At 41.6% G+C, this 19711-nt stretch carries 17 protein-coding genes; 8 read left to right on the top strand and 9 right to left on the bottom strand.

The window, feature by feature from the left end; all coding sequences use genetic code 11:
* Nucleotides 1–68: 68 nt before the first annotated feature.
* From MAE_RS16650 to MAE_RS16630, 4 genes are all read right to left on the bottom strand, one after another.
* Complete coding sequence (locus tag MAE_RS16650; protein WP_002797053.1) at nt 69–2120, bottom strand: FAD-dependent oxidoreductase; 2052 nt, start codon at nt 2118–2120, stop codon at nt 69–71.
* 243 nt (nt 2121–2363) lie between these two features.
* Entirely contained in the window at nt 2364–2927 is a 564-nt protein-coding gene (locus MAE_RS16640) for a Uma2 family endonuclease (protein WP_012266625.1), read from the bottom strand.
* 163 nt (nt 2928–3090) lie between these two features.
* Nucleotides 3091–3654 (bottom strand): Uma2 family endonuclease, encoded by a 564-nt coding sequence (locus tag MAE_RS16635; protein WP_012266624.1) that lies wholly within the window; start codon nt 3652–3654, stop codon nt 3091–3093.
* A gap of 46 nt (nt 3655–3700) precedes the next feature.
* The gene (locus MAE_RS16630; RefSeq protein ID WP_002797050.1) at nt 3701–5227 is read right to left on the bottom strand and encodes an AAA family ATPase; all 1527 of its coding nucleotides are present in this window, start codon (nt 5225–5227) and stop codon (nt 3701–3703) included.
* A gap of 120 nt (nt 5228–5347) precedes the next feature.
* Here MAE_RS16630 and MAE_RS33445 point away from each other — a divergent pair, with 120 nt between their 5' ends.
* From MAE_RS33445 to MAE_RS16615, 4 genes are all read left to right on the top strand, one after another.
* Nucleotides 5348–5590 carry a hypothetical protein gene (locus tag MAE_RS33445; protein WP_158303536.1) on the top strand — a complete coding sequence of 81 codons (243 nt, stop codon included), beginning with the start codon at nt 5348–5350 and terminating at the stop codon, nt 5588–5590.
* Between the two features lie 647 nt (nt 5591–6237).
* A complete protein-coding gene (locus MAE_RS16625; RefSeq protein WP_012266621.1) occupies nt 6238–8058 on the top strand; it encodes an EAL domain-containing protein in 1821 nt (606 codons plus the stop codon).
* Nucleotides 8059–8325: 267 nt separating this feature from the next.
* Nucleotides 8326–9513, top strand: a complete 1188-nt coding sequence (locus MAE_RS16620) for an RNA-guided endonuclease InsQ/TnpB family protein (protein WP_012266620.1) — start codon at nt 8326–8328, stop codon at nt 9511–9513.
* Nucleotides 9514–9683: 170 nt separating this feature from the next.
* A complete protein-coding gene (locus MAE_RS16615) occupies nt 9684–10685 on the top strand; it encodes a phosphoribulokinase (RefSeq protein WP_012266619.1) in 1002 nt (333 codons plus the stop codon).
* 51 nt (nt 10686–10736) lie between these two features.
* Here MAE_RS16615 and MAE_RS16610 read toward each other — a convergent pair whose 3' ends face one another.
* Nucleotides 10737–11450 (bottom strand): response regulator, encoded by a 714-nt coding sequence (locus MAE_RS16610; RefSeq protein WP_012266618.1) that lies wholly within the window; start codon nt 11448–11450, stop codon nt 10737–10739.
* Between the two features lie 430 nt (nt 11451–11880).
* Complete coding sequence (locus MAE_RS16605; RefSeq protein ID WP_002732125.1) at nt 11881–12738, bottom strand: IS5-like element ISMae4 family transposase; 858 nt, start codon at nt 12736–12738, stop codon at nt 11881–11883.
* 817 nt (nt 12739–13555) lie between these two features.
* Between MAE_RS16605 and MAE_RS30085 the strand changes: the two genes are divergently transcribed.
* Nucleotides 13556–14404, top strand: a complete 849-nt coding sequence (locus tag MAE_RS30085; protein WP_012264307.1) for an IS630-like element ISMae21 family transposase — start codon at nt 13556–13558, stop codon at nt 14402–14404.
* Nucleotides 14405–14684: 280 nt separating this feature from the next.
* On the opposite strand, the gene mtnA is transcribed toward MAE_RS30085, so the two are convergent.
* Nucleotides 14685–15746, bottom strand: a complete 1062-nt coding sequence (gene mtnA / locus MAE_RS16595; protein ID WP_012266616.1) for an S-methyl-5-thioribose-1-phosphate isomerase — start codon at nt 15744–15746, stop codon at nt 14685–14687.
* 220 nt (nt 15747–15966) lie between these two features.
* On the opposite strand from mtnA, the gene MAE_RS16590 reads away from it, so the two are divergent.
* The 3 genes from MAE_RS16590 to prmC all read left to right on the top strand — a co-directional run bounded on the left by MAE_RS16590 (nt 15967) and on the right by prmC (nt 18479).
* A complete protein-coding gene (locus MAE_RS16590) occupies nt 15967–16401 on the top strand; it encodes a hypothetical protein (protein WP_002763808.1) in 435 nt (144 codons plus the stop codon).
* 387 nt (nt 16402–16788) lie between these two features.
* Complete coding sequence (locus MAE_RS16585; RefSeq protein WP_041804170.1) at nt 16789–17589, top strand: Tic22 family protein; 801 nt, start codon at nt 16789–16791, stop codon at nt 17587–17589.
* A 5-nt stretch (nt 17590–17594) separates the two neighbouring features.
* Entirely contained in the window at nt 17595–18479 is an 885-nt protein-coding gene (prmC, locus tag MAE_RS16580; RefSeq protein WP_002797038.1) for a peptide chain release factor N(5)-glutamine methyltransferase, read from the top strand.
* Here prmC and MAE_RS16575 read toward each other — a convergent pair.
* Together MAE_RS16575 and pyrF are read right to left on the bottom strand one after the other, a co-directional pair.
* Nucleotides 18476–19012, bottom strand: coding sequence for a hypothetical protein (locus MAE_RS16575; protein ID WP_041804169.1), 537 nt, complete (start codon nt 19010–19012; stop codon nt 18476–18478). The two genes, prmC and MAE_RS16575, sit on opposite strands and share 4 nt — an antisense overlap.
* Nucleotides 18976–19677 carry an orotidine-5'-phosphate decarboxylase gene (gene pyrF, locus MAE_RS16570; protein WP_002797036.1) on the bottom strand — a complete coding sequence of 234 codons (702 nt, stop codon included), beginning with the start codon at nt 19675–19677 and terminating at the stop codon, nt 18976–18978. Before pyrF ends, MAE_RS16575 begins: the two co-directional genes overlap by 37 nt.
* Nucleotides 19678–19711 lie beyond the last annotated feature (34 nt).

Here is a 19711-nt window from a genome sequence, read left to right as displayed (position 1 = left end):
AAACCCCACACCCCACACCCCACACCCTACACCCTGCCCCTAGGAAAAACTTTTTCAGCAGACCCTAATTAATACCAATCATCCATCGACCGGAAAATTGAGGCATCGGGGAACACAGTTGGATTACCACTTGCGTCGATTTTTTGCCGTAATTCTCGCAATTGTTTATTCCCGATGAGAAAATCACTTTCTACTAATTGATAGGGCAGTACATTATTATCTAAAGCATACACTGCCGTGATGCCGGCAGCTACCCCAGAGGACCACTCGAAGGAATGGACACGATAGGCGGCCGCGGCAATATGACTGAGAGCGATACTTTTACCCGCTATCAGTAAATTATCGATTTTTTGGGGAATTATAGCCCTTAAAGGAATCTCAAAAGGGTAAGCTTGCCCTTGTCCCTGTCTTTCTCCTGCTTTTTCTGTATTACCCGGTTTTTCGGGGGGATGTTCCGTCATGCAGGGATGAAAATCAATCGCATAGTGACCGATACCGACGGAATCGGGGTAAATGGTAGAGCGCTTGCGTTTAACGGCCTGATCGGGGGATAATGTGCCATCAAGTACGGAAAATCCCTCTAATCCTGCCAAGGTGGCAATTAAGCGCCGATATTCTGCTGGAGAAAGATTTTGACGATAGAAATCACTTTGAAAATTTTGTCGGGAAATATCGATTTCTGTGACGGTAAAACCAGCGGGGAAAGTCAGGGAAGGACGACCGATAATCCGTCTTGCTTCCCGAATATAGGGATATTTTGACAAACCGTGGGCAGTACCCATGGGAGAATCAAAACCGGAGAGATAACGGTTATTCAAATGGGGAACTTTTACCCCGTCCCCTAACTGGGAATCGGTGGTTCCTTCTACTAACCAATAATAGTAGGAAATGGCGTGTTCTTCGCCCCTCGCGAGGGTTTCGGTGCGTAATCCTCCCATCCATCCCCCCGGAGATAACTGTCCTAGCTGTTGCAACTGTTCACGGGTGTAGATAAAGTTATCCTTAGCAGTCCCCGGACGGTAATCATTTCCCCAGGTCCAATTCTGCATGGAAATATCCCCCGGGACGGGTTCGGTAAAAGTAATTCCCCCAAAGGTTTTCTCTTTACCCAGTTGCGGACTCCAAATACGACGATAGGTGAAAACTAGGTCAAAATCGGCTAATCGCGGCAATTCATAGCTAAAATAGGGGGCATAGCGTTCATAATAAACGGGTTTCTCGTGGGTTTGTGGTTTTTCTGTTTCCTCCATGGCGAAGGTATAGGTAAAGCCTTGGGTACAGTAGGGGTCTCCAGTGACGCTAGAGGAAGAAGGTTCGAGATAACTGCGCTTATCGACACCTAAACGGTAGGGAATATCTGATAATCCGATTATTTCCCCGGTTTCGGTCGCTTCAATCACATACCAATCTGCTAATTGATTCGGTTGGGAGGATTTGGGGACAAAACGGAGGATTTTCTTATCAAAACGGGGAGAATTTTCGTAGCGATAGATATCCTCCATTTTTTGCGATAAAAACTCGGTATTTAGGGGAGGAGTACCTTTTGCGGGACTATGTTGAATAGCAATTACACTGGTAATCTGTTGACCAGTGCCGCGATTGGGTAAAGTTTCAATATTTAATTCTTTGACTACCGTGGAGGGAAACCATTTCAGGGTTCCTTTGCCTTTTTTGGCAGCGTCTTCTAACTGTTGAAATAATAATTTATGTCCATCAAAAGGCAAAAAACAAGACCCGCTTACCCAACATTCTCCGGGGTTGCGTTTCCCGTAATGCTTTCTAATTCTTTCCCTAAATTCTAGATAACCTTTCGGGAAAAATAATTTTTCTCTTTGTGTCCGTCTTTCATCTAATGCGGAGGTTCCCTGAGAAGATATCTGTCCCCCCACCCAGTCGGTAATCTCGGTTAAACAGACGGTTTTTCCTAATAATAAAGCTTCGTAGGCCGCACCGGCACCGGCTAAACCACCACCCACCACCAGAATATCACAGCCGACGGTTTTATCCAGTTCTCGCGGGGGGGCAGCTAGGGTAAGGGGAGTGAAAGCTTGTAGGAGAAATAATCCCAGAGAGAGGGATTTAAGAGGAGTAAAGTGATGATTGAAAATTTTAGGGGACATTATTGACAAATATCAATGTTATGGCTGAGAGTTTCTTCTTTCCTTGAAGAAGAAGCCAGAGCATCTGTTCCTGAAATCCTGATGGTTTTTTTGGGGGATATTGAGAACTTTGTAGCTTGATGCTGGCTTTTGAGAGATTATACACCGTCAAGCTGACAATCGATCGCTTTTCCGGAAATGTTTTGACACAATAGAGATATCCTGATTCTGTCTCATTCCCTTTGTTATTCCCTGTCATCCTTGCTAAGTTAAATTCAAAACAAACCCGGGTAAGACATCTTCCCCGGATAAAATAGCAGGTAAATTAATAATTTCCCCATCGCTATTTAGTCGGTAGATTTCCACCTGCTGCTGTTGCGGATTAATCAACCAACCTAAACGTAAACCACTGGCTAAATATTCACTCATCTTGTCCTGTAAAGAGGTTAAAGAATCGGTACGAGAACGTAATTCAATCACAAAATCGGGACACAAAGGCGGGAACTTTTCTCGCTCTTCTGCGCTCAAAGCTTCCCATCTCTCCCGTTTTATCCAAGCAACATCAGGAGAACGATCTCCTCCATTTGGCAAACGAAAAATTGTCGAAGAACTAAACACCTCACCAAGTTGATTTTGCTCGTTCCATACCCCCACTTTAACAATCAAATTAGCTTCTTGTTTACCACTATTTCCACCCACGGGAGGCATAATTAATAATTCTCCTTTTTGATTACGTTCTAAATTCCATGTTTGATTAGCCTGACAGAGATGATAAAATTGTTCATCGGTCAGATTAACTGTCTTTAGATTTAACACTACAGTTTCCATAATCGCTTCTCCTTCTTGCTACTTTATACACTATAACTCATAGCATTTATCTTAAGAGTGAGGTACAAAGTCTCTGGTTTTAGGGAACGCCAGAACTGCTGTATCAGTTATCAGTTCAGAGAAAAATATGTGTAATTAATTCTGTCTGGGTACTCAATCCTTCCTAAGTTAAATTCAAAACAAACCCGGGTAAGACATCTTCCCCGGATAAAATAGCAGGTAAATTAATAATTTCCCCATCGCTATTTAGTCGGTAGATTTCCACCTGCTGCTGTTGAGGATTAATCAACCAACCCAAACGTAAACCACTGGCTAAATATTCGCGCATCTTTTCGCGTAAAGAGGTTAAGGAATCGGTACGAGAACGTAATTCAATCACAAAATCAGGACACAAAGGTGGGAACTTTTCTCGCTCTTCTGCGCTCAAAGCTTCCCATCTCTCCCGTTTTATCCAAGCAACATCAGGAGAACGATATCCTCCATTTGGTAAACGAAAAATTGTCGAAGAACTAAAGACTTTACCAGAATTACTTTGACGATTCCAAATCGTTACATCAGCAATTAAATCAGCTTCTCTATTACCGCTATTTCCACCCACGGGAGGCATAATTAATAATTCTCCTTTTTGATTACGTTCTAAATTCCATGTTTGATTAGCCTGACAGAGATGATAAAATTGTTCATCGGTCAAATTAACTGTCTCTAGATTTAACACTACAGTTTCCATAATCGCTTCTCCTTTTTGCTACTTTATATCATTGATTCATCTCAACCTATTTACCTAATTGACTCTCTAAAAATTCTCGCCAATCGGGATTAGTAGTGTCTAGGGAAATTAGATAGGGTTGTTCTTTTTCATTAAAAGGTTCTGTTTTCTCAATTTGGGCATTTAAAACCTCGATATTAGCATCAGAAATATCACCTTTTCTAGCGGCAATCCGTTGTTTTAAAACTTCTATAGGTGCGTGACAATGGACAATATGAAAAGGAATCTGTAAATTTTGGGCATAGGTTAATAAGGGTTCTCGCCAAGCATATTTATCGTAGCGTGCATCGAGAATAACTGGATAACCTAAAGTTATTAAAATTCGGGCTAATTCCGCTAGTCTAGCGAAGGTTTTTTGACTCATTTCGAGACTATATATATCTAGACTTCCTGTTTGATTTAAGTCAATTCCAGCCAAATGTTTGCGAACTGCATCGGAACGAATCTGAATAGCATTAAGATTTTTAGCAATTACTTTCCCTATGGTACTCTTACCCGATGCAGAAAATCCCGACATCAGAATTAATCTCGGTTTCTGCGGTTGTGTGTACTGCCAAGCTAATTGATAATAATCCTGTGCATTGGCTTTAATTTTCTCAGAAAAAGTGTCACCATCAAGCAGAAAACTATTGACTTTTGCCCTCACATACGCTTGTCTAGTCAGGTAGAGAGGCAAGACTTTTAAACCCTCCCAGTCAGCGGTTTGTTCTAAATAAGTATTGACAAATAAATTAGCGAAATCTCCTCTCCCCCTAGCGGTTAAATCCATGGCTGTAAAAGCAATATCATACATGACATCAACGAAGCGAAAAGATTCATTAAATTCTATGCGATCAAATAATTGTATTTCTCCCTGCCACTGACAGATATTATTTAAATGTAAGTCTCCGTGACATTCGCGAATCATCCCTTTTATTTGTCTTTCTTCTAACCAATCTCCGTGTTCTGCGAAGAATTTATCTGTGTAAGCTTTCGTTTCATCGTATTGTTTTTGGGTTTGGACAAAATTAATATATTTCTCGGTTTGTTGGTAGTTTTCATCAAAAGCTTGTTTAATAACTTCTAAATTGCCAAATTGAGTAATATAGGAATTAGTCACAGCTTGTCGATGAAATCCTGCCACTTTTTCAGCCAAATATTTTATAGCTTTTTCCGTTAGTTCTCCCCGTTCAAAAACTTTACTCAGTAAACATTCTTGGGGAAACTGATTCATTTTTAAAATGTATTCGATCGCTTTCCCTTCTCCATTTAAACTTATGCTACCCCGTTCCTCATTAATTGACAAAACTTCCAGATAGATATTCGCAGCAACTCTTTTATTTAACTCTAGTTCCTGTTCTAGATAATACTTTCTCTTTTCTAAAGTGGAGAAATCTAAAAAATTATAATTAACTGGTTTCTTGACTTTATAGGCATAATCTCCCGTCAAGAAGATAATGGAAGCATGGGTTTGGATAATTTCAACGGGAATTTTGACAGAATGAGGATAAAAGTCGGGATTTTTTAATTCTTCGATTAATCGGTTGCTATCCATAGGGAGAACTCCTGTCGGTTGCCTCTCATTTTTGTAAATTTACTAGGTTGGGATTTTTAAAGGGAAACTCTCGGCTAGAATTGGCTGTTATTTCCGATTTTATCACTTAATCTTTGACTCTTGGGGGATTCTACCCCCCAAACCCTCCGTTGGGGAGTGGGAAGTGGGAAGTGGGGAGAAGGGAGCGGGTTTTTCAAGTTTGATTGGCAGTTAATCGTACCACTAAAAACCGATTTGCTATCAGATGTCCGTGGAGGAACTGTCTCCCCCAAACGCTGGAAAGCATTAGCGGGAGCAAGTGGGATGCTTACAGGGGGTTGTCCATACATTTGTACCAGTTTAAGGATGACTGATAATTGCTGATTGTCGGTAAGCTGTTGACTATCTAGGGTCTGCTGAAAAAGTTTTTCGTGGGGACAGGGTGTGGGGTGTGGGGTGTGGGGTGTAGGGTTTTACCGATTCTCATCTGGTCAATTACCTAATTTTCAGAGAAAAAGTCCCAGAATTTTCCCCCTATCTCTCCCACAACTGGTACTTTTTGATTGACAAAAAGTCTAAAAGTCTTACCCAACAAGGTTTTTAGATTTATTCAGCAAGCCCTATCTAAATTACTCGTTAAGACCCCCTGAAAGCGGGGTCAGCTTTAAGCCAAGGAATTAGGGGTACAGTTAGTTTTAGATAATTTTGATGCTGGCTATTCCTTCTTAAGTTATATTGATAAATATCCCCTCGACAGCTTGAAGAGCGAACCTTTATCCCATCTTTACCATCAAAAACCGAGCATTTAGCCATGTTATCGACTATAATCGGCCTAGTACAGAATTTGAAGAAGTACAAAGATTTTGGGTTACTCAGGCCTTGAAACCAGAAGATGTGACTCAATTCTTGTTAAGTAACTGTTCCGAATCACACCCAACACTTTATTGAGAAAATAAATTAAGTCAAAGACGAATAAGCCATGACTTTTTGAGGGAGCATATTAACTTATATTTTGTCGAGGTACCGAAAAAATGATTAATGGTTCATCCAATTCCCGTTATCTGCTCATTGTGGAAGATCCTCAAGGGAGAAGAACAATTACCCTAGAAGACATGAAATATTCTCTCGGCCGTAAGTCCGATAATCAAATTGTTCTTCGCTCCAAATACGCGTCTCGCAATCATGCGACTTTAATTAAAAAGAGTCTTGATCGCCAAAATTTTTCCTATTGGATTCTTGATGGTGATTTAGAGGGGAATAAAAGTCATAATGGTATTTATATCAATGGATCTAAATGCTTGGTTCATGAATTAAAAGATGGTGATTTAATTAACTTTGGCTGTGATATAAATGCCAGTTTTCATTTAATAGCCAGTCAAGAAAAAATAGAGCAAGCACCGGTTAAAAGTTCAGGACAGCTACGAGTGTATCTGACGGAAAATGAAGCAAATTATAGCCGGGATGACCTCCACACAAAAAGTACCCTAATTCTCCATCATTCCCCATCCCAGACCATTAGTTTTGATAACAGGACTCAAGGGGAATCTTTCCTAGATCCTCTCACGAATTTGCCTAACCGTTCTATCTTTAATGAATATCTGTCAAATGCTATTAATAATGCCCAGAAAAGTAATCAACTGCTCGGTCTGTTATTAGTGGATGTAGAGCGGCTAAGAAATGTCAACAATCGACTAGGTTATCGACTGGGAGATAAGCTATTAAAAATCGTCAGTGAACGGTTAAGAAAAAATTTGAGATCGGGGGATATAGTCGCTCGTTGGGGAGGGGACGAATTTATTATCCTGCTGCCACAAATTAATAATGCTAATGATCTGGAAAAAGTTAGTCAAAGAATTATTAAAACCCTAGAAAATAATTACGAAATCGAAAATCACTCCCTAGCCGTGCGATTAAATTTAGGTTCAGTTATCTGTCCCCCCGTCGGCACAGACAGAAAAATGATTTTACAGAAACTGGAGGAAAATTTAGTAGCGGTCAAGAATAATATCAATAATAACTCCAGGATAGAGTCAGTTAATGTTCACCCTAAAAATACTCGTAGTTCTAAAGTTGAATATTTTCTCTATCAGGCAATCAGAAATAATGAATTAGCTCTTTACTATCAACCGCAAGTTAATATGACTCAGGGACAAGTGGAAGGGTTAGAGGTATTATTGCGCTGGTTACACCCTCAATTCGGATTAATCGCTCCTAATCGTTTCTTACCCTTAATCCAAGAAAGCGAGTTAATCCTTGAGCTTAATCGTTGGGTGCTGAAAAATGCCTGTCAACAAGCACAAATATGGCAGCAGCGAGGATTATTATACACTCCCATCTCGATCAATCTGTCCCCGCACCAATTGCGGGATCCGCAGTTGCTCACCATCCTCAAAGAAGTCTTGACTGAAACCCAAATCGGGCCTTTCTTTCTGGAGATGGAAATAACCGAGACAAGTTTACTAGAAAATAGCCGTGAAACCGTTCGAATTCTTGGGGATTTGCAGGAATTGGGTATTGGGATCACCCTCGATGATTTTGGCAGCGGTTACGCGTCGATCGCCTATCTCGGTCAATTTTCCGTGAAAAAACTGAAAATAGAGCAATCTTTAACGAAAAACCTGAGTAATAATCCCCAAGATACCCGTTTTATCTCGTCATTGCTGGCGATAGCGAAAAGTTTTAACTTAATAGTGATCGCCAAGGGAGTAGAAACCCAACAACAATTAGAAATCCTGCAAGAATTAGGTTGCGAGAGAATGCAAGGCAATCGCATCAGTGGCCCTCTAGCAGTGGAGGAAATGACTAAATTTCTCCACATCCACCGCAGCCTGTCAGTAATCAGTGATCAGTGATCAGTTATCAGCTCTGGGTTTTTAGTCAGGGGTATTAAGTGAGGAGGATGAAATAGCATTAACAGTGCTGTCCTTTCACTGATCACTGTTTACTGATAACTGATTACTGATAACTGATTTTGGTCACTGATTCCGGTATGATCTGAACAGAGAATCTAGGATCAAATACCTACTCATCGAAAATTTGGGTCTGAAACCCCGTCGTTCTACGACGGCTTTACTGTTAAATATTAGCACATTTGCGAAATATATGCTAAAATGTGAGGTATGGAGAAAGCCTATTCGTTTCGATTTTACCCAACACCAGAACAAGAGTCGCTATTGCGGCGCACTTTGGGCTGTGTAAGATTAGTTTACAATAAAGCTCTCCATGTCAGAACACAAGCATGGTACGAAAGACAAGAAAGAGTAGGCTACGCTCAAACTTCTTCAATGCTAACCGATTGGAAAAAGCAAGAAGAATTAAACTTTCTCAATGAAGTAAGCTGTGTACCCTTACAACAAGGGTTAAGACATTTACAAACAGCTTTCACTAATTTCTTTGCTGGTCGTACTAAGTATCCTAACTTTAAGAAAAAACATCAGGGAGGAAGTGCCGAATTTACCAAATCTGCTTTTACAATTAAAGACAGACAAATCTATTTAGCTAAATGCACAGAACCTTTACCTATTCGATGGTCAAGACACATCCCAGAAAGCTGTGAACCAAGCACAGTAACAGTCAGATTACATCCTTCAGGACGTTGGCATATCTCAATAAGATTTGATGACCCAACGATTAAGCCATTACCAGTAACAGATAAAGCCATTGGAATTGACTTAGGAATTAGTAGCCTTGTCATTACCAGCGATGGTGACAAAGTATCTAATCCTGAGCATTTTAAAAAGCATTATCGGAGACTGCGAAGAGCATCTAAAAGTCTTTCTCGAAAACAGAAAGGGTCAAAAAATCGGGAAAAAGCGAGAATCAAAGTAGCCAAGATTCACGCTCGAATCACCGATAACAGAAAAGACCATTTACACAAGCTAACCACTCAATTAGTTCGTGAAAACCAAACGATTGTGGTTGAGAACTTAGCCGTCAAGAATATGGTCAAAAACCCGAAATTATCTCAGGCAATATCTGACGTTAGTTGGGGAGAAATCACTCGACAATTAGCCTATAAATGCCGTTGGTATGGGAGAAACTACATCGAAATAGATAGATGGTTTCCTAGCTCTAAAAGATGTAGTAATTGCGGGTATATTGCTGAAAAAATGCCGTTAAATATTCGAGAATGGGACTGTCCAGACTGTGGGACTCACCATGACCGAGATATTAACGCGAGTAAAAATATTTTGGCCGCAGGGCTTGCGGTGTCAGTCTGTAGAGCGACCATAAGACCAGAACAGAGTAAATCTGTTAAGGCAGGTGCGGAACCCCGCAAGGGAAAGAAGCAGAAACCCAAATCGTGAGGTTTGGGAATCGCCGTCCGTTTTACGGCGGCGAGGATGTCAATCTAGCGTGAGACTCTTGCCGAACCTGTCAGCAGCAGAAATTTGTGGCGGCGGGGTGCTGCTGGATCCAGAGTCTGGTTTAATTACTACTATGGGTTAACAATTAGTCGTGTATTTAGAGGGAAACTATGGCCAATAAGCCAGAGCGCGTGGTTCTAATCGGTGTAGCTGGGGACTCCGGTTGTGGGAAGTCTACTTTTTTACGTCGTTTGACGGATTTATTCGGGGCCGAGTTTATGACAGTGATCTGTTTAGATGACTACCATTGTCTCGATCGCAAACAGAGAAAAGAGGTGGGTGTCACCGCACTCAATCCGAAAGCGAATAACTTTGACCTGATGTACGAGCAGATTAAAGCTCTCAAGGAAGGTCAAGCCATTAATAAACCTATTTATAATCATGAAACGGGGATGATCGATCCCCCCGAAATCATCGAACCGAATAAGGTAATCGTGATCGAGGGACTGCACCCCTTATATGATGAACGAGTCCGGGCCCTATTAGATTTCAGCGTTTATCTCGATATTAGCGATGAAGTCAAAGTTAACTGGAAAATTCAACGGGATATGGCCGAGCGCGGTCACACCTATGATGATGTGATGGCGGCTATTAATTCTAGAAAACCGGATTTCAGTGCCTATATCGATCCCCAAAGACAGTACGCTGACGTGGTGATTCAAGTGCTGCCCACCCAATTACTTGAAGATCACGAAAGTAAGTTACTACGGGTCCGTTTAATCCAGAAAGAAGGGGTAGAAAACTTTGAACCCGCTTATCTGTTTGATGAAGGTTCCACCATCGATTGGCGGCCCTGTGGTCGTAAATTGACCTGCGCTTATCCCGGCATTAAACTCTACTATGGTCCAGATGGCTTCTTGGGGAATGAAGTGTCGATTCTGGAACTAGATGGTCAATTCGATAACCTCGAAGAAATGATCTACATCGAAAGCCATTTGAGCAAAACCGGCACTAAATACTACGGTGAAATGACGGAATTACTGCTCAAACACAAGGATTATCCCGGTTCTACCAATGGTACGGGTTTATTCCAAGTGTTAGTCGGTCTCAAAATGCGTGAAACCTACGAAAAACTAATGGCCGCTGAATCAAAAGTGGCAGCCCAAGTCTAGTTTCTAGTTTTGACCGAGCCGGCATCCTACCCGGGTAGGATGCCGGTTTTTTTAATCCACTAATCCCGATCGCAGGGCCAGCACTGCCGCTTGAGTCCGATCATCCACAGAGAGTTTATTTAAGACATTGCGGACATGGGTTTTCACCGTGCCGATGGTGATATAGAGTCGCTTGGCAATCTCGGCATTACTACAACCCGCGACAATCAGATCGAGAATTTCTCGCTCTCGTGCCGTTAGGGGGGCATTTTCCAGCAATTGGTGATATTCTCGGTCAACGCCTTGAATTATCACTGTTTTGGTCCCGGCAGCCGCACCGACGGGAACATTTTGGCGCACTTGTTGCAGAACAATATTGGCGATCGCAGGGTCAAGCCAATGATTGCCTTCGTGGGTGGAATAAATCGCCTCGATTAACTTATCAATGCTAATATCCTTCATACAGTAGGAATCAGCCCCAGCACTAAAAGCCGCTAAAACCTGTTCTTGGGTTTTGTGCATGGTTAGCATGAGGATTTTCGTGGCCAGGGGGTCTTCGCCCCGATTTTGTTGGAAGCGTCGCACTAACTCGATCCCATCGATCATAGGCAAACCTATATCGATGATCGCTACATCGGGTTTAGTCTCCTCTAGCAGTTTCAGTCCCTGTAATCCACTGATCGCTTCCCCTACCACTTGAATACCTTCCCGATGCTGGAGAGCCACCACTAAGCCCATGCGCGTTAAATCGTGATCTTCTACAACGATAACCCGCACTTTATCCATATTTTTTGACCAGTTTCGCCGAATTAGGCGATGATTTGATAATTTTGGCTTTTCGATTATTAGAGCCGCTCCTTAACATTGACTTCACTCCCTTCCTCCTTCTCTGAATTCCGCTTTCTTATTCTTCATTCGGCAATCCCCTTTTTCCGGTTGATTTTATTGATACTTACTAAAAGCAGAGATGGCAAATATTAGAACTCTTGCAAATTAATTATATGTTATAATGATGGGTTAACTAATTTTCCCCAAAAAATTAGTTAATCAGTACATTCGTCCTGAATGAAAACTTGAAGTTTAACTTTTAACTCAAAACTCTTTAGAGCTGCTTTAATTTGGTTATCAAAACCTCTTTATTTAAGCGGCACAAACTATCTCAATTTTTATAATTGAGAATAAATTCTCCTTGACTTGATTAATCTTTAGGCAACTTTTAAGAAGCTGCTATACCTATCCCTAACTCACAGTTATAAATAGCCGCCAACAAGTTAACTCTTAAACTATATCTTCGACGACGATTCCGATATTTACAGGATAAGATTTTAAAGATTTTGAGTTTCCTATTTATATGTTCAATGATAATCCTTTCTTTAGCTAAAGCCTTGTTATACTCTTTTTCTAACTCTGTTAATTTTCTATTTTTCGATTTCTTTTTCGGTGTATAACTATTACTATGGTATGCAGCTATTCCCTGATAACCACTGTCTTCTATGCTGGTAGTTAAAGGATGAAAACGAACTCGACTTTTTTTAAATAAACTAAAATCATGACCTCTACCTTTCCCACAGAAGACACAGATAATTTCCTCTGTATTTTGATCAGCTACTAATTGGGATTTTAAAGTATGATAACCTCTTTTACCCGAAAAAAAATCTTTCTGTTTCTTTTGGGGGCGTTCAATGGGAGTTTCCGTTACATCCATTACCGTTATGACCGGTATCTCTGCTTGATTGAGTAAAGCTTTTTTTCCTTTTAAACGGAAGTTTCCCGATTGTAAAAGCATTTTTTCCGTCTTATTTACAATCCGACATATAGTTGATTCTGATAGTTCCCAGCTTGTACCAATGTGAAAATATGTTCTATATTCTCGCCAATATTCTAACGTTACTAAAACTTGTTCTTCTATAGATAGTTTAGGTTTCGGTCCCCTTTTAGATGGTGAATTAGAGTCGGCTTCAACACTTTTTACTGATTCTACCATCTTTCTATATGTTTGTTTGTACACACCGAAACGGCGTTTGAATTGTTCATCTGATAAGTTTTGATAATCCATAATTTTGCTAATAAACATAGCAAAATTATAGATGATTTCCTGACCTAAGATCACATTTTATTCTTTTTTCCACTTCAATCTAAGAATTGAGAAAAAAGCAAAACCTTATATTATACCATAAAAAAATTATGCAAGAGGTCTATACTTAGCCTCCCCTAAAATATACTCAAATCTACCCAAATTAACCAGAATTTTCTGCTTTAATTATTTCTTTATAATATCATACAAATCTCGATTATGCAAGGATTTGGCTTTTCTGGTTTGGCTCTTCTCGACTTGGTGTGATAATCAGTGCTTATCATTCGTAGGAGTCTTGCTAGGCAAGGCTTTGAAGACTATATTTCTGGAAAATTATCCCTATTCTTCTTACTCCCACACAGAAACGAGAAGAGCCCTGGTTTCTGTGTGGAAACGAGGCCTATACTGATAGTTGATTTATTCACCAAAATAGCCCTAAAAGTCTTTCCCAGTAAACATTTCAGAATTTGATCGGCAAAAATTATTACACAAAGTCGAGAAGAGCCAAGATAATTTTAAGAAGAATACATCTTTGAGCTGCTTGGATTTTCATAGAATAGAACCAAGCTCTGGTTTAATTAATTTTTTAGCCTATATTAACAAAAAAAGGTTCTAAAACTAATAAATAATTTATGGTTTCTTGATTTAAGTAATCAATAATTAATTCAAACTATTCTATTGATAACTAGATAGTTTCTCAAAATTACGGCTCTTCTCTACTTTGTGTGATAAGCACTGATTATAGTCATTTCAAATAAGTGTGAGACGAGGGAAAAATAAGGTAAAATCAAGAGAAACGAGCAACCCATACAGAAAAATGTCTTATAGCCTAGACTTGAGAAAAAAAGTAATCGATTATGTAGAGAATGGGGGAAGCATAACCAAAGCCGCCGCTCTATTTAATATAGGAAGAGCGACGATATATAGATGGCTAGGTAGGGAAAAACTGGAAGCAACAAAGGTAAAACACCGTCAGAGAAAGCTGGACTGGAAAGCACTGTCAAAAGATGTCCAAGAAAATCCCGAGGCAAGATTAAGAGACAGAGCCGAGAAATTTGGAGTGAGACCAAGTGCCATTTGCTATGCCTTAAAAAACATGAAAGTTACCAGAAAAAAGAAGGAACTTCGTTATAGAGAAAGAAACCGAGAAGAAAGAATGAAATACTACAGAGTGCTGAGAGAATTGATTAAAATATATGGAAGTGAAAGCCTTGTATTTATTGATGAGTCAGGGTTTGAAGAATTTCAAGCCTGTTTTTATGCTTGGTCAAAAAAAGGGAAGAAAGTCTTTGGAGATAGACAAGGAAAACGAGGAAAAAGAGAGAACCTTGTCGCTGGTAGAAGAAAGGGAAAAAAAGACTTTATTGCACCGATGGTATTTACGAGAAGCCTGAATGCCGAAGGTTTTGAAGGGTGGTTATCTTTATATTTGTTGCCCTCTCTAACCATAACATCAGTATTAATTATGGATAATGCACCAATTCATCGGAAGACAGTCATTAAACAACTGGTAGAGGAAGCAGGTCATCAGGTCGTGTTTTTGCCAAAATACTCTCCTGATTTAAATGATATCGAACATGATTTTAGTGCATTAAAGAGGGCAAGAATGTATGCTCCTGTGGGGACACCCCTTGATGAAATTATTCGTACTTATTGTGTCGCCTAGTGTCTCGTTCTTATTTGAAATAACTATATCATTCGTAGGAGTCTTGCTAGGCAAGGCTTTGAAGACTATATTTCTATAAAATTATCCCTATTCTTCTTCCCTCCACACAGAAACCAGAAGAGCCAAATTACTCTAGTCCTTTAGTTTATGGATAGAGGGAGTTTTTGTCTATTTTTCGCCCTTGGCCGTCACCTCCAATGGGATTGAGGCGGAATTTTTCCCCACTGTGCCAATGGATATAAACAAATAAAAATGGTGTCAGTAGGGAAAAAGCTCACCCCTAGGAATCCTGTAAAAAAATTAATTCAGCCGGTGTTACCGCTCCTTTTTCCGTGATGATAGCGGTGATTAAAGCGGCGGGAGTAACATCGAAAGCGGGGTTATAAAAGTTAACATCTCTAGGGCAAAGGGTAGTTGTCCCCACCTGATAAATTTCGGCACGATCGCGCTGTTCGATCGGTATCCCCGTACCATCCTTAAGGGAAAAATCCACCGTCGATAGCGGCGCGGCCACATAAAAAGGCAGATTATGAGCTTTTGCCACCACCGCAAGGGAATAGGTGCCGATTTTGTTAGCCGTGTCCCCATTGGCCGCAATGCGATCGGCCCCAACGATCACCGCATCGATCAGTTTTTGCTGCATACAGTGGGCCGCCATGCTATCGGTGATCACGGTGACGGGAATTCCCTCCCGCAGACATTCCCAGGCGGTTAATTTTGCCCCTTGCAGCCGCGGCCGGGTTTCGTCTGCATACACTTGTATTAATCTCCCTGCTGTCCAAGCGGAACGAATTACCCCTAAAGCAGTACCATAACCGGCCGTGGCCAGGGAACCAGTATTACAGTGGGTTAAAATTGTCAGTTTTTCTGGTTGCTCCGGCAGCGCCAATAAACCATGATTACCGATCGCCCGACAGGTTTCCACGTCTTCTTTTTGGATATTTTGGGCAGTTTCAAGGAGATTTTTGGTAATTACTGCCACTTCTGGGCCACTTTCCCTGGCCACTTTTAACATTCGCTCGATCGCCCAGAATAAATTCACCGCCGTCGGCCGGGTTTGGGCTAATCGATCGGCTATTCTAGTTAAATCAGCCAGAAATTGCTCTTTCTGGTCGGTGGTAATTTCCTGCGCTCCTAAAACCATACCGTATGCAGCCGCCACCCCGATCGCCGGAGCGCCGCGGACAATCATCGTTTCGATCGCCCGGGCCATGGCTTCACTGCTGGTGATCTCAACTTCCCCATACTCCATGGGTAAACGGGTTTGATCGATCAGCCAGACTTTATTATCTTGCCAACGCACGGGATAGATCGAGTTACTCTCGCAAGTGGTTGTGGTCATAAACATTTTTAGATTGAGAATTAGCTAAATTTACCACTATAGCAGCGGCCTTTCTCCACGGCTGATCAGCAGTAAAAACTATTTTGTGTTTTTTTGTAAAAAGTAATTTTAAATACAGAAACTTTTTTTAGAATGTATAGATAAGTGACTAGGAAAAATTTAAGAATACTTTCTCACCTAGCCCGACCTTTTATACTAACCGATTAAGAGGATAATTACCGTGAAAACAGCGAAATATCCCGAAAAAATTGCCGCTCTCTGGACAACATTCCTCTTGGGAACTCTATTTCACACCCAACTGGGTTTAATGCCGCTCTTCCATGGTCAATCGATCGTCGAGAGTCATCAAACCAGCAATCTCGATCCGATTTTCTGGGGAATGTTGCTCTTTTTTTTGCTGCCAATGTTAGCGATTATCGGGGTCAATTTTAGCGAAAGTCGCTCCTTGAGAAAGACCCATTTCTGGCTGACAATTCTCTATTCTGTCTTGAATTTAGCCCATCTGATCGCCGATCTTCTGGTCAGACCGATCGCCTGGTATCAAATCGCTCTCATGGCAATTTTATTGATCATCGGACTGATTTTAAATCTAGTTTCCTATCAATGGCTGCGGTTAGCGATCGCCCATCCGCGCGATTTCTCAGAAAGTCATTAGCAGTGCCAAGATCAAGGGGTAGCCAGTTGACTAACTGATTCAGACAAGAGGATGCCTTTTGATCTCAAGTTGGTGCTTATTAAGGCAAAAGCAAGCTTAAACCGTAGCTAAAGCGATTTTTTTGAAAATATAGCTTAAAAAATCCAATTAATCCCTATTATTCCCTAGATCAGTCCGTAAATTGCCCCTATTTCCTGGCCGCCGCTGCGACCACATCTCACCAAATATGGAGCTTTTTAGCTATGATGGTTCAGAAGCAAGCCAATAAAGGGAACTTTCGGGGCTTGTTATTCATCAAAAAACTCCTGATCGCAGGAGTCAAATAGACTATATAGTTCAGATTAACGGCAAATATTGGTTAATAGTAATAACGAGGTAATTATTTTGATGAAATCTCTCATTCGTTGGACAGCAACTCTTGGTTTAGTAGGAACGACAATGTTGACTTCGCTGCTGGGCAGCTATTCTAAAGCACTCGCTTTACCAGAAGAACAAATCGTCAGAACCTTGCAGTCTGTACCTGTCTTCGCTATTGCCGATGATCAAGGAGTTCCCCTAATTGCCGTGGGAGAAAAAGAACAGAAATTCACGGGAGTTTTTATCAGTCGGCAGGACGCACAAAACTTTTTTGAACGACTGAAAAAAGAGAATCCTGAAGTGGCCAGCAAAGTTAAAGTTCAGCCTGTTTCTTTGGCACAGGTCTATAAAATGCAAACCAGTCAAACCGATCAAAATCGTCTAATTATCGATTTTGTTCCCAAAGAGTCGGAAGTAGAATCAGCGAAAAAACTGCTCAGTGAAAGAGGTCAACAATATCAAGGTGGTGTACCTTTATTTGTGCCGAAAGCAGGAAAAGAGAGTAATTTTCTGGTGATCAGTCGCAATAATCAGGATTTGATTCCTTTCTTCTTTGAAAAGGCCGCCGCTTTGCAAATGGTAGAACAATATAAAAAAGCTAATCCCGCAGAAGCGGCCACGGTGAAAATTGATGTTATTCCCTTAGAAAATGTCATCGCCACCCTACAACAAAGCAACGATGAAGCTTTAACTAAAATTCTCCTCTATCCTAGCCAAGAAACGATTGATTTCATTCGGGCAAATAGCAACCAAAAGGCTCCCAACCAACCCCCGGCAAATCAGCCACGCCCTAATAATAATACCAATAATCCCCCCGCCCCCAATCGTTAAGTCTTGTGTCTGCTAGTATTTCCGGTCAAGAATTAAGTCAATGGCGACAACAGGCGATCGCCGATTTAGAGCAAGCGCAACTATCTCCGAAAGAAGTGGATATCTTTCTGCAAGCAGTGACAGATTTAGATACTCTTTCCCTGCGCTTACAATCCTTTCGCGAACGAGAAAAAATCCCCTTGAGTTATTCTTGGTCGGAAATTACTAAACGCTGGCAAAAACGCCTGCAATCAAGGGTTCCTTTACAGTATTTGCTCGAATCGGTGGTCTGGCGTAATTTTACCCTCAAAGTCTCCCCAGAAGTCTTAATTCCTCGTCCCGAAACCGAGTTATTAATCGATATTGTTGGAGAAACCGTCAGAGGAGACGACGGGGGAATCTGGGTAGATCTGGGAACCGGTAGCGGCGCGATCGCTATTGGTTTAGCCAGTATCTTGACAAAAGCAGAAATATATGCTATTGATTACAGTCAAACGGCTTTAGCGATCGCCAAAGAAAATATCATCAATACCGGTTTTGCCGACAGAATTATCTTAAAACAGGGTTCTTGGTGGACCCCCCTAGAGAAGTGGCAAGGACAGATTAGCGGTATGCTGTCCAATCCTCCCTATATTCCCAGTGCAGAAATCCTTGACTTACAAATTGAAGTGCGGGAACATGAACCCCGTTTGGCCCTCGATGGAGGTGAAGACGGATTGACCGCGCTGCGCTATCTAGTGGCCACTGCTCCCGATTATCTGCGATCGGGAGGCCTTTGGCTAGTGGAAATGAGAGCCGGTCAAGGGGAAAAAGTAGCGCAAATGCTGGAAAATCAGGGAAATTATCGACAAATTCAGATTATTAACGACCTAGCAGGTTTCGATCGCTTTGTTTTGGCCGAGCGAATTTAGCGCAATGTCCCCGCTTCGCAGTCCCGCAGCCAGAGACGCACCGCTTGGCCGATGGTGCCTTGACTGGTTTCTAGGGGAGGTAAGGGGACTTGAGCGGGTTCAAGGGCAGCTAATTGACTGTAAACCGTCACTAATCGCCATCCTTCCCCAGTTTTAGTTAAAAATAACCAGTGATAATTCTGGAGAGTGACAGAGCGATTTTTGCCATACTGACGCTCTAAAGTCGTAAAAAAAACCTGTTGAGTGTCATCGGCAATTTGACCGGAATATTGACTAGCAGTTAAAGGTAGGGGTGCAAATTCAGGACGACCGGCAATAATCACAAAAACCGGTGTAGATAATTTTTGGTCGATTTGGGAGCGGGTAATAACTCGATTAGCATAACTGGGTAAATCTGACAAGAGGCGATCGACTAAAAGATTTAAATCCTCCGGACAGCTAGAAAGAGGACGACTAACTGCTGGCAAGTTAATCCCGAAAATAACCAGTAATACAGCTAAATATCGGCTAATTCTTGACAAATTTTTGCCCATGCTACCTTTGGCTCCTCGGCACCGGTGATCGGTCGTCCAATTACTAGATAATCAGCCCCAGCTTTAAGCGCTTGGGCCGGAGTCATCACCCGACTTTGATCCCCTTTGCTTGACCAGGAGGGACGAACTCCGGGGCAAACTAAGAGAAAATCCTCTCCACAGACGCGACGCAATTGCGCCACTTCTTGGGGAGAACAAACCGCCCCATCAATTCCCGATTCCTTGCCCAATAATGCCAGATTTAAGGCATATTCCGATAGTTCTAGGGGAATTTTGAGGTCGAGGGCTAATTCGCGGGCGTTAAGGCTGGTTAAAACGGTGATAGCGAGAAGTTTTGGCGGCGATAGCAGGTCAGAGATTGCCCCCTTAGCCGCCGTCAGTGCTTGCCGTCCGGCCGTAGCGTGCAGGGTGAGTAAATCCACTTGATAGCGACTAGCTGAACGACAGGCCCCAGCGACCGTATTGGGAATATCATGAAATTTTAAATCGAGAAAGCTCTTTTTTTGTCTTTCTTGCAGAATCCCTAGAATTTCTGCACCGCTACTGACAAATAATTCTAGTCCCACTTTCCAAAAATTGACTTCCGGCAACAGATCAAGCAGTGCGATCGCTGATTCTAAATCCGGCACATCGAGAGGAACAATAATTCGGTCTGAGTTGGTCATATTGGGGCGATACAGTGGGGGTGTGGGGTGTGGG

Origin of the sequence: Microcystis aeruginosa NIES-843 (genome assembly GCF_000010625.1) — a bacterium.
Classification (GTDB): Bacteria; Cyanobacteriota; Cyanobacteriia; order Cyanobacteriales; family Microcystaceae; genus Microcystis; species Microcystis aeruginosa.
This window is presented reverse-complemented; position numbering and strand designations above follow the sequence as displayed.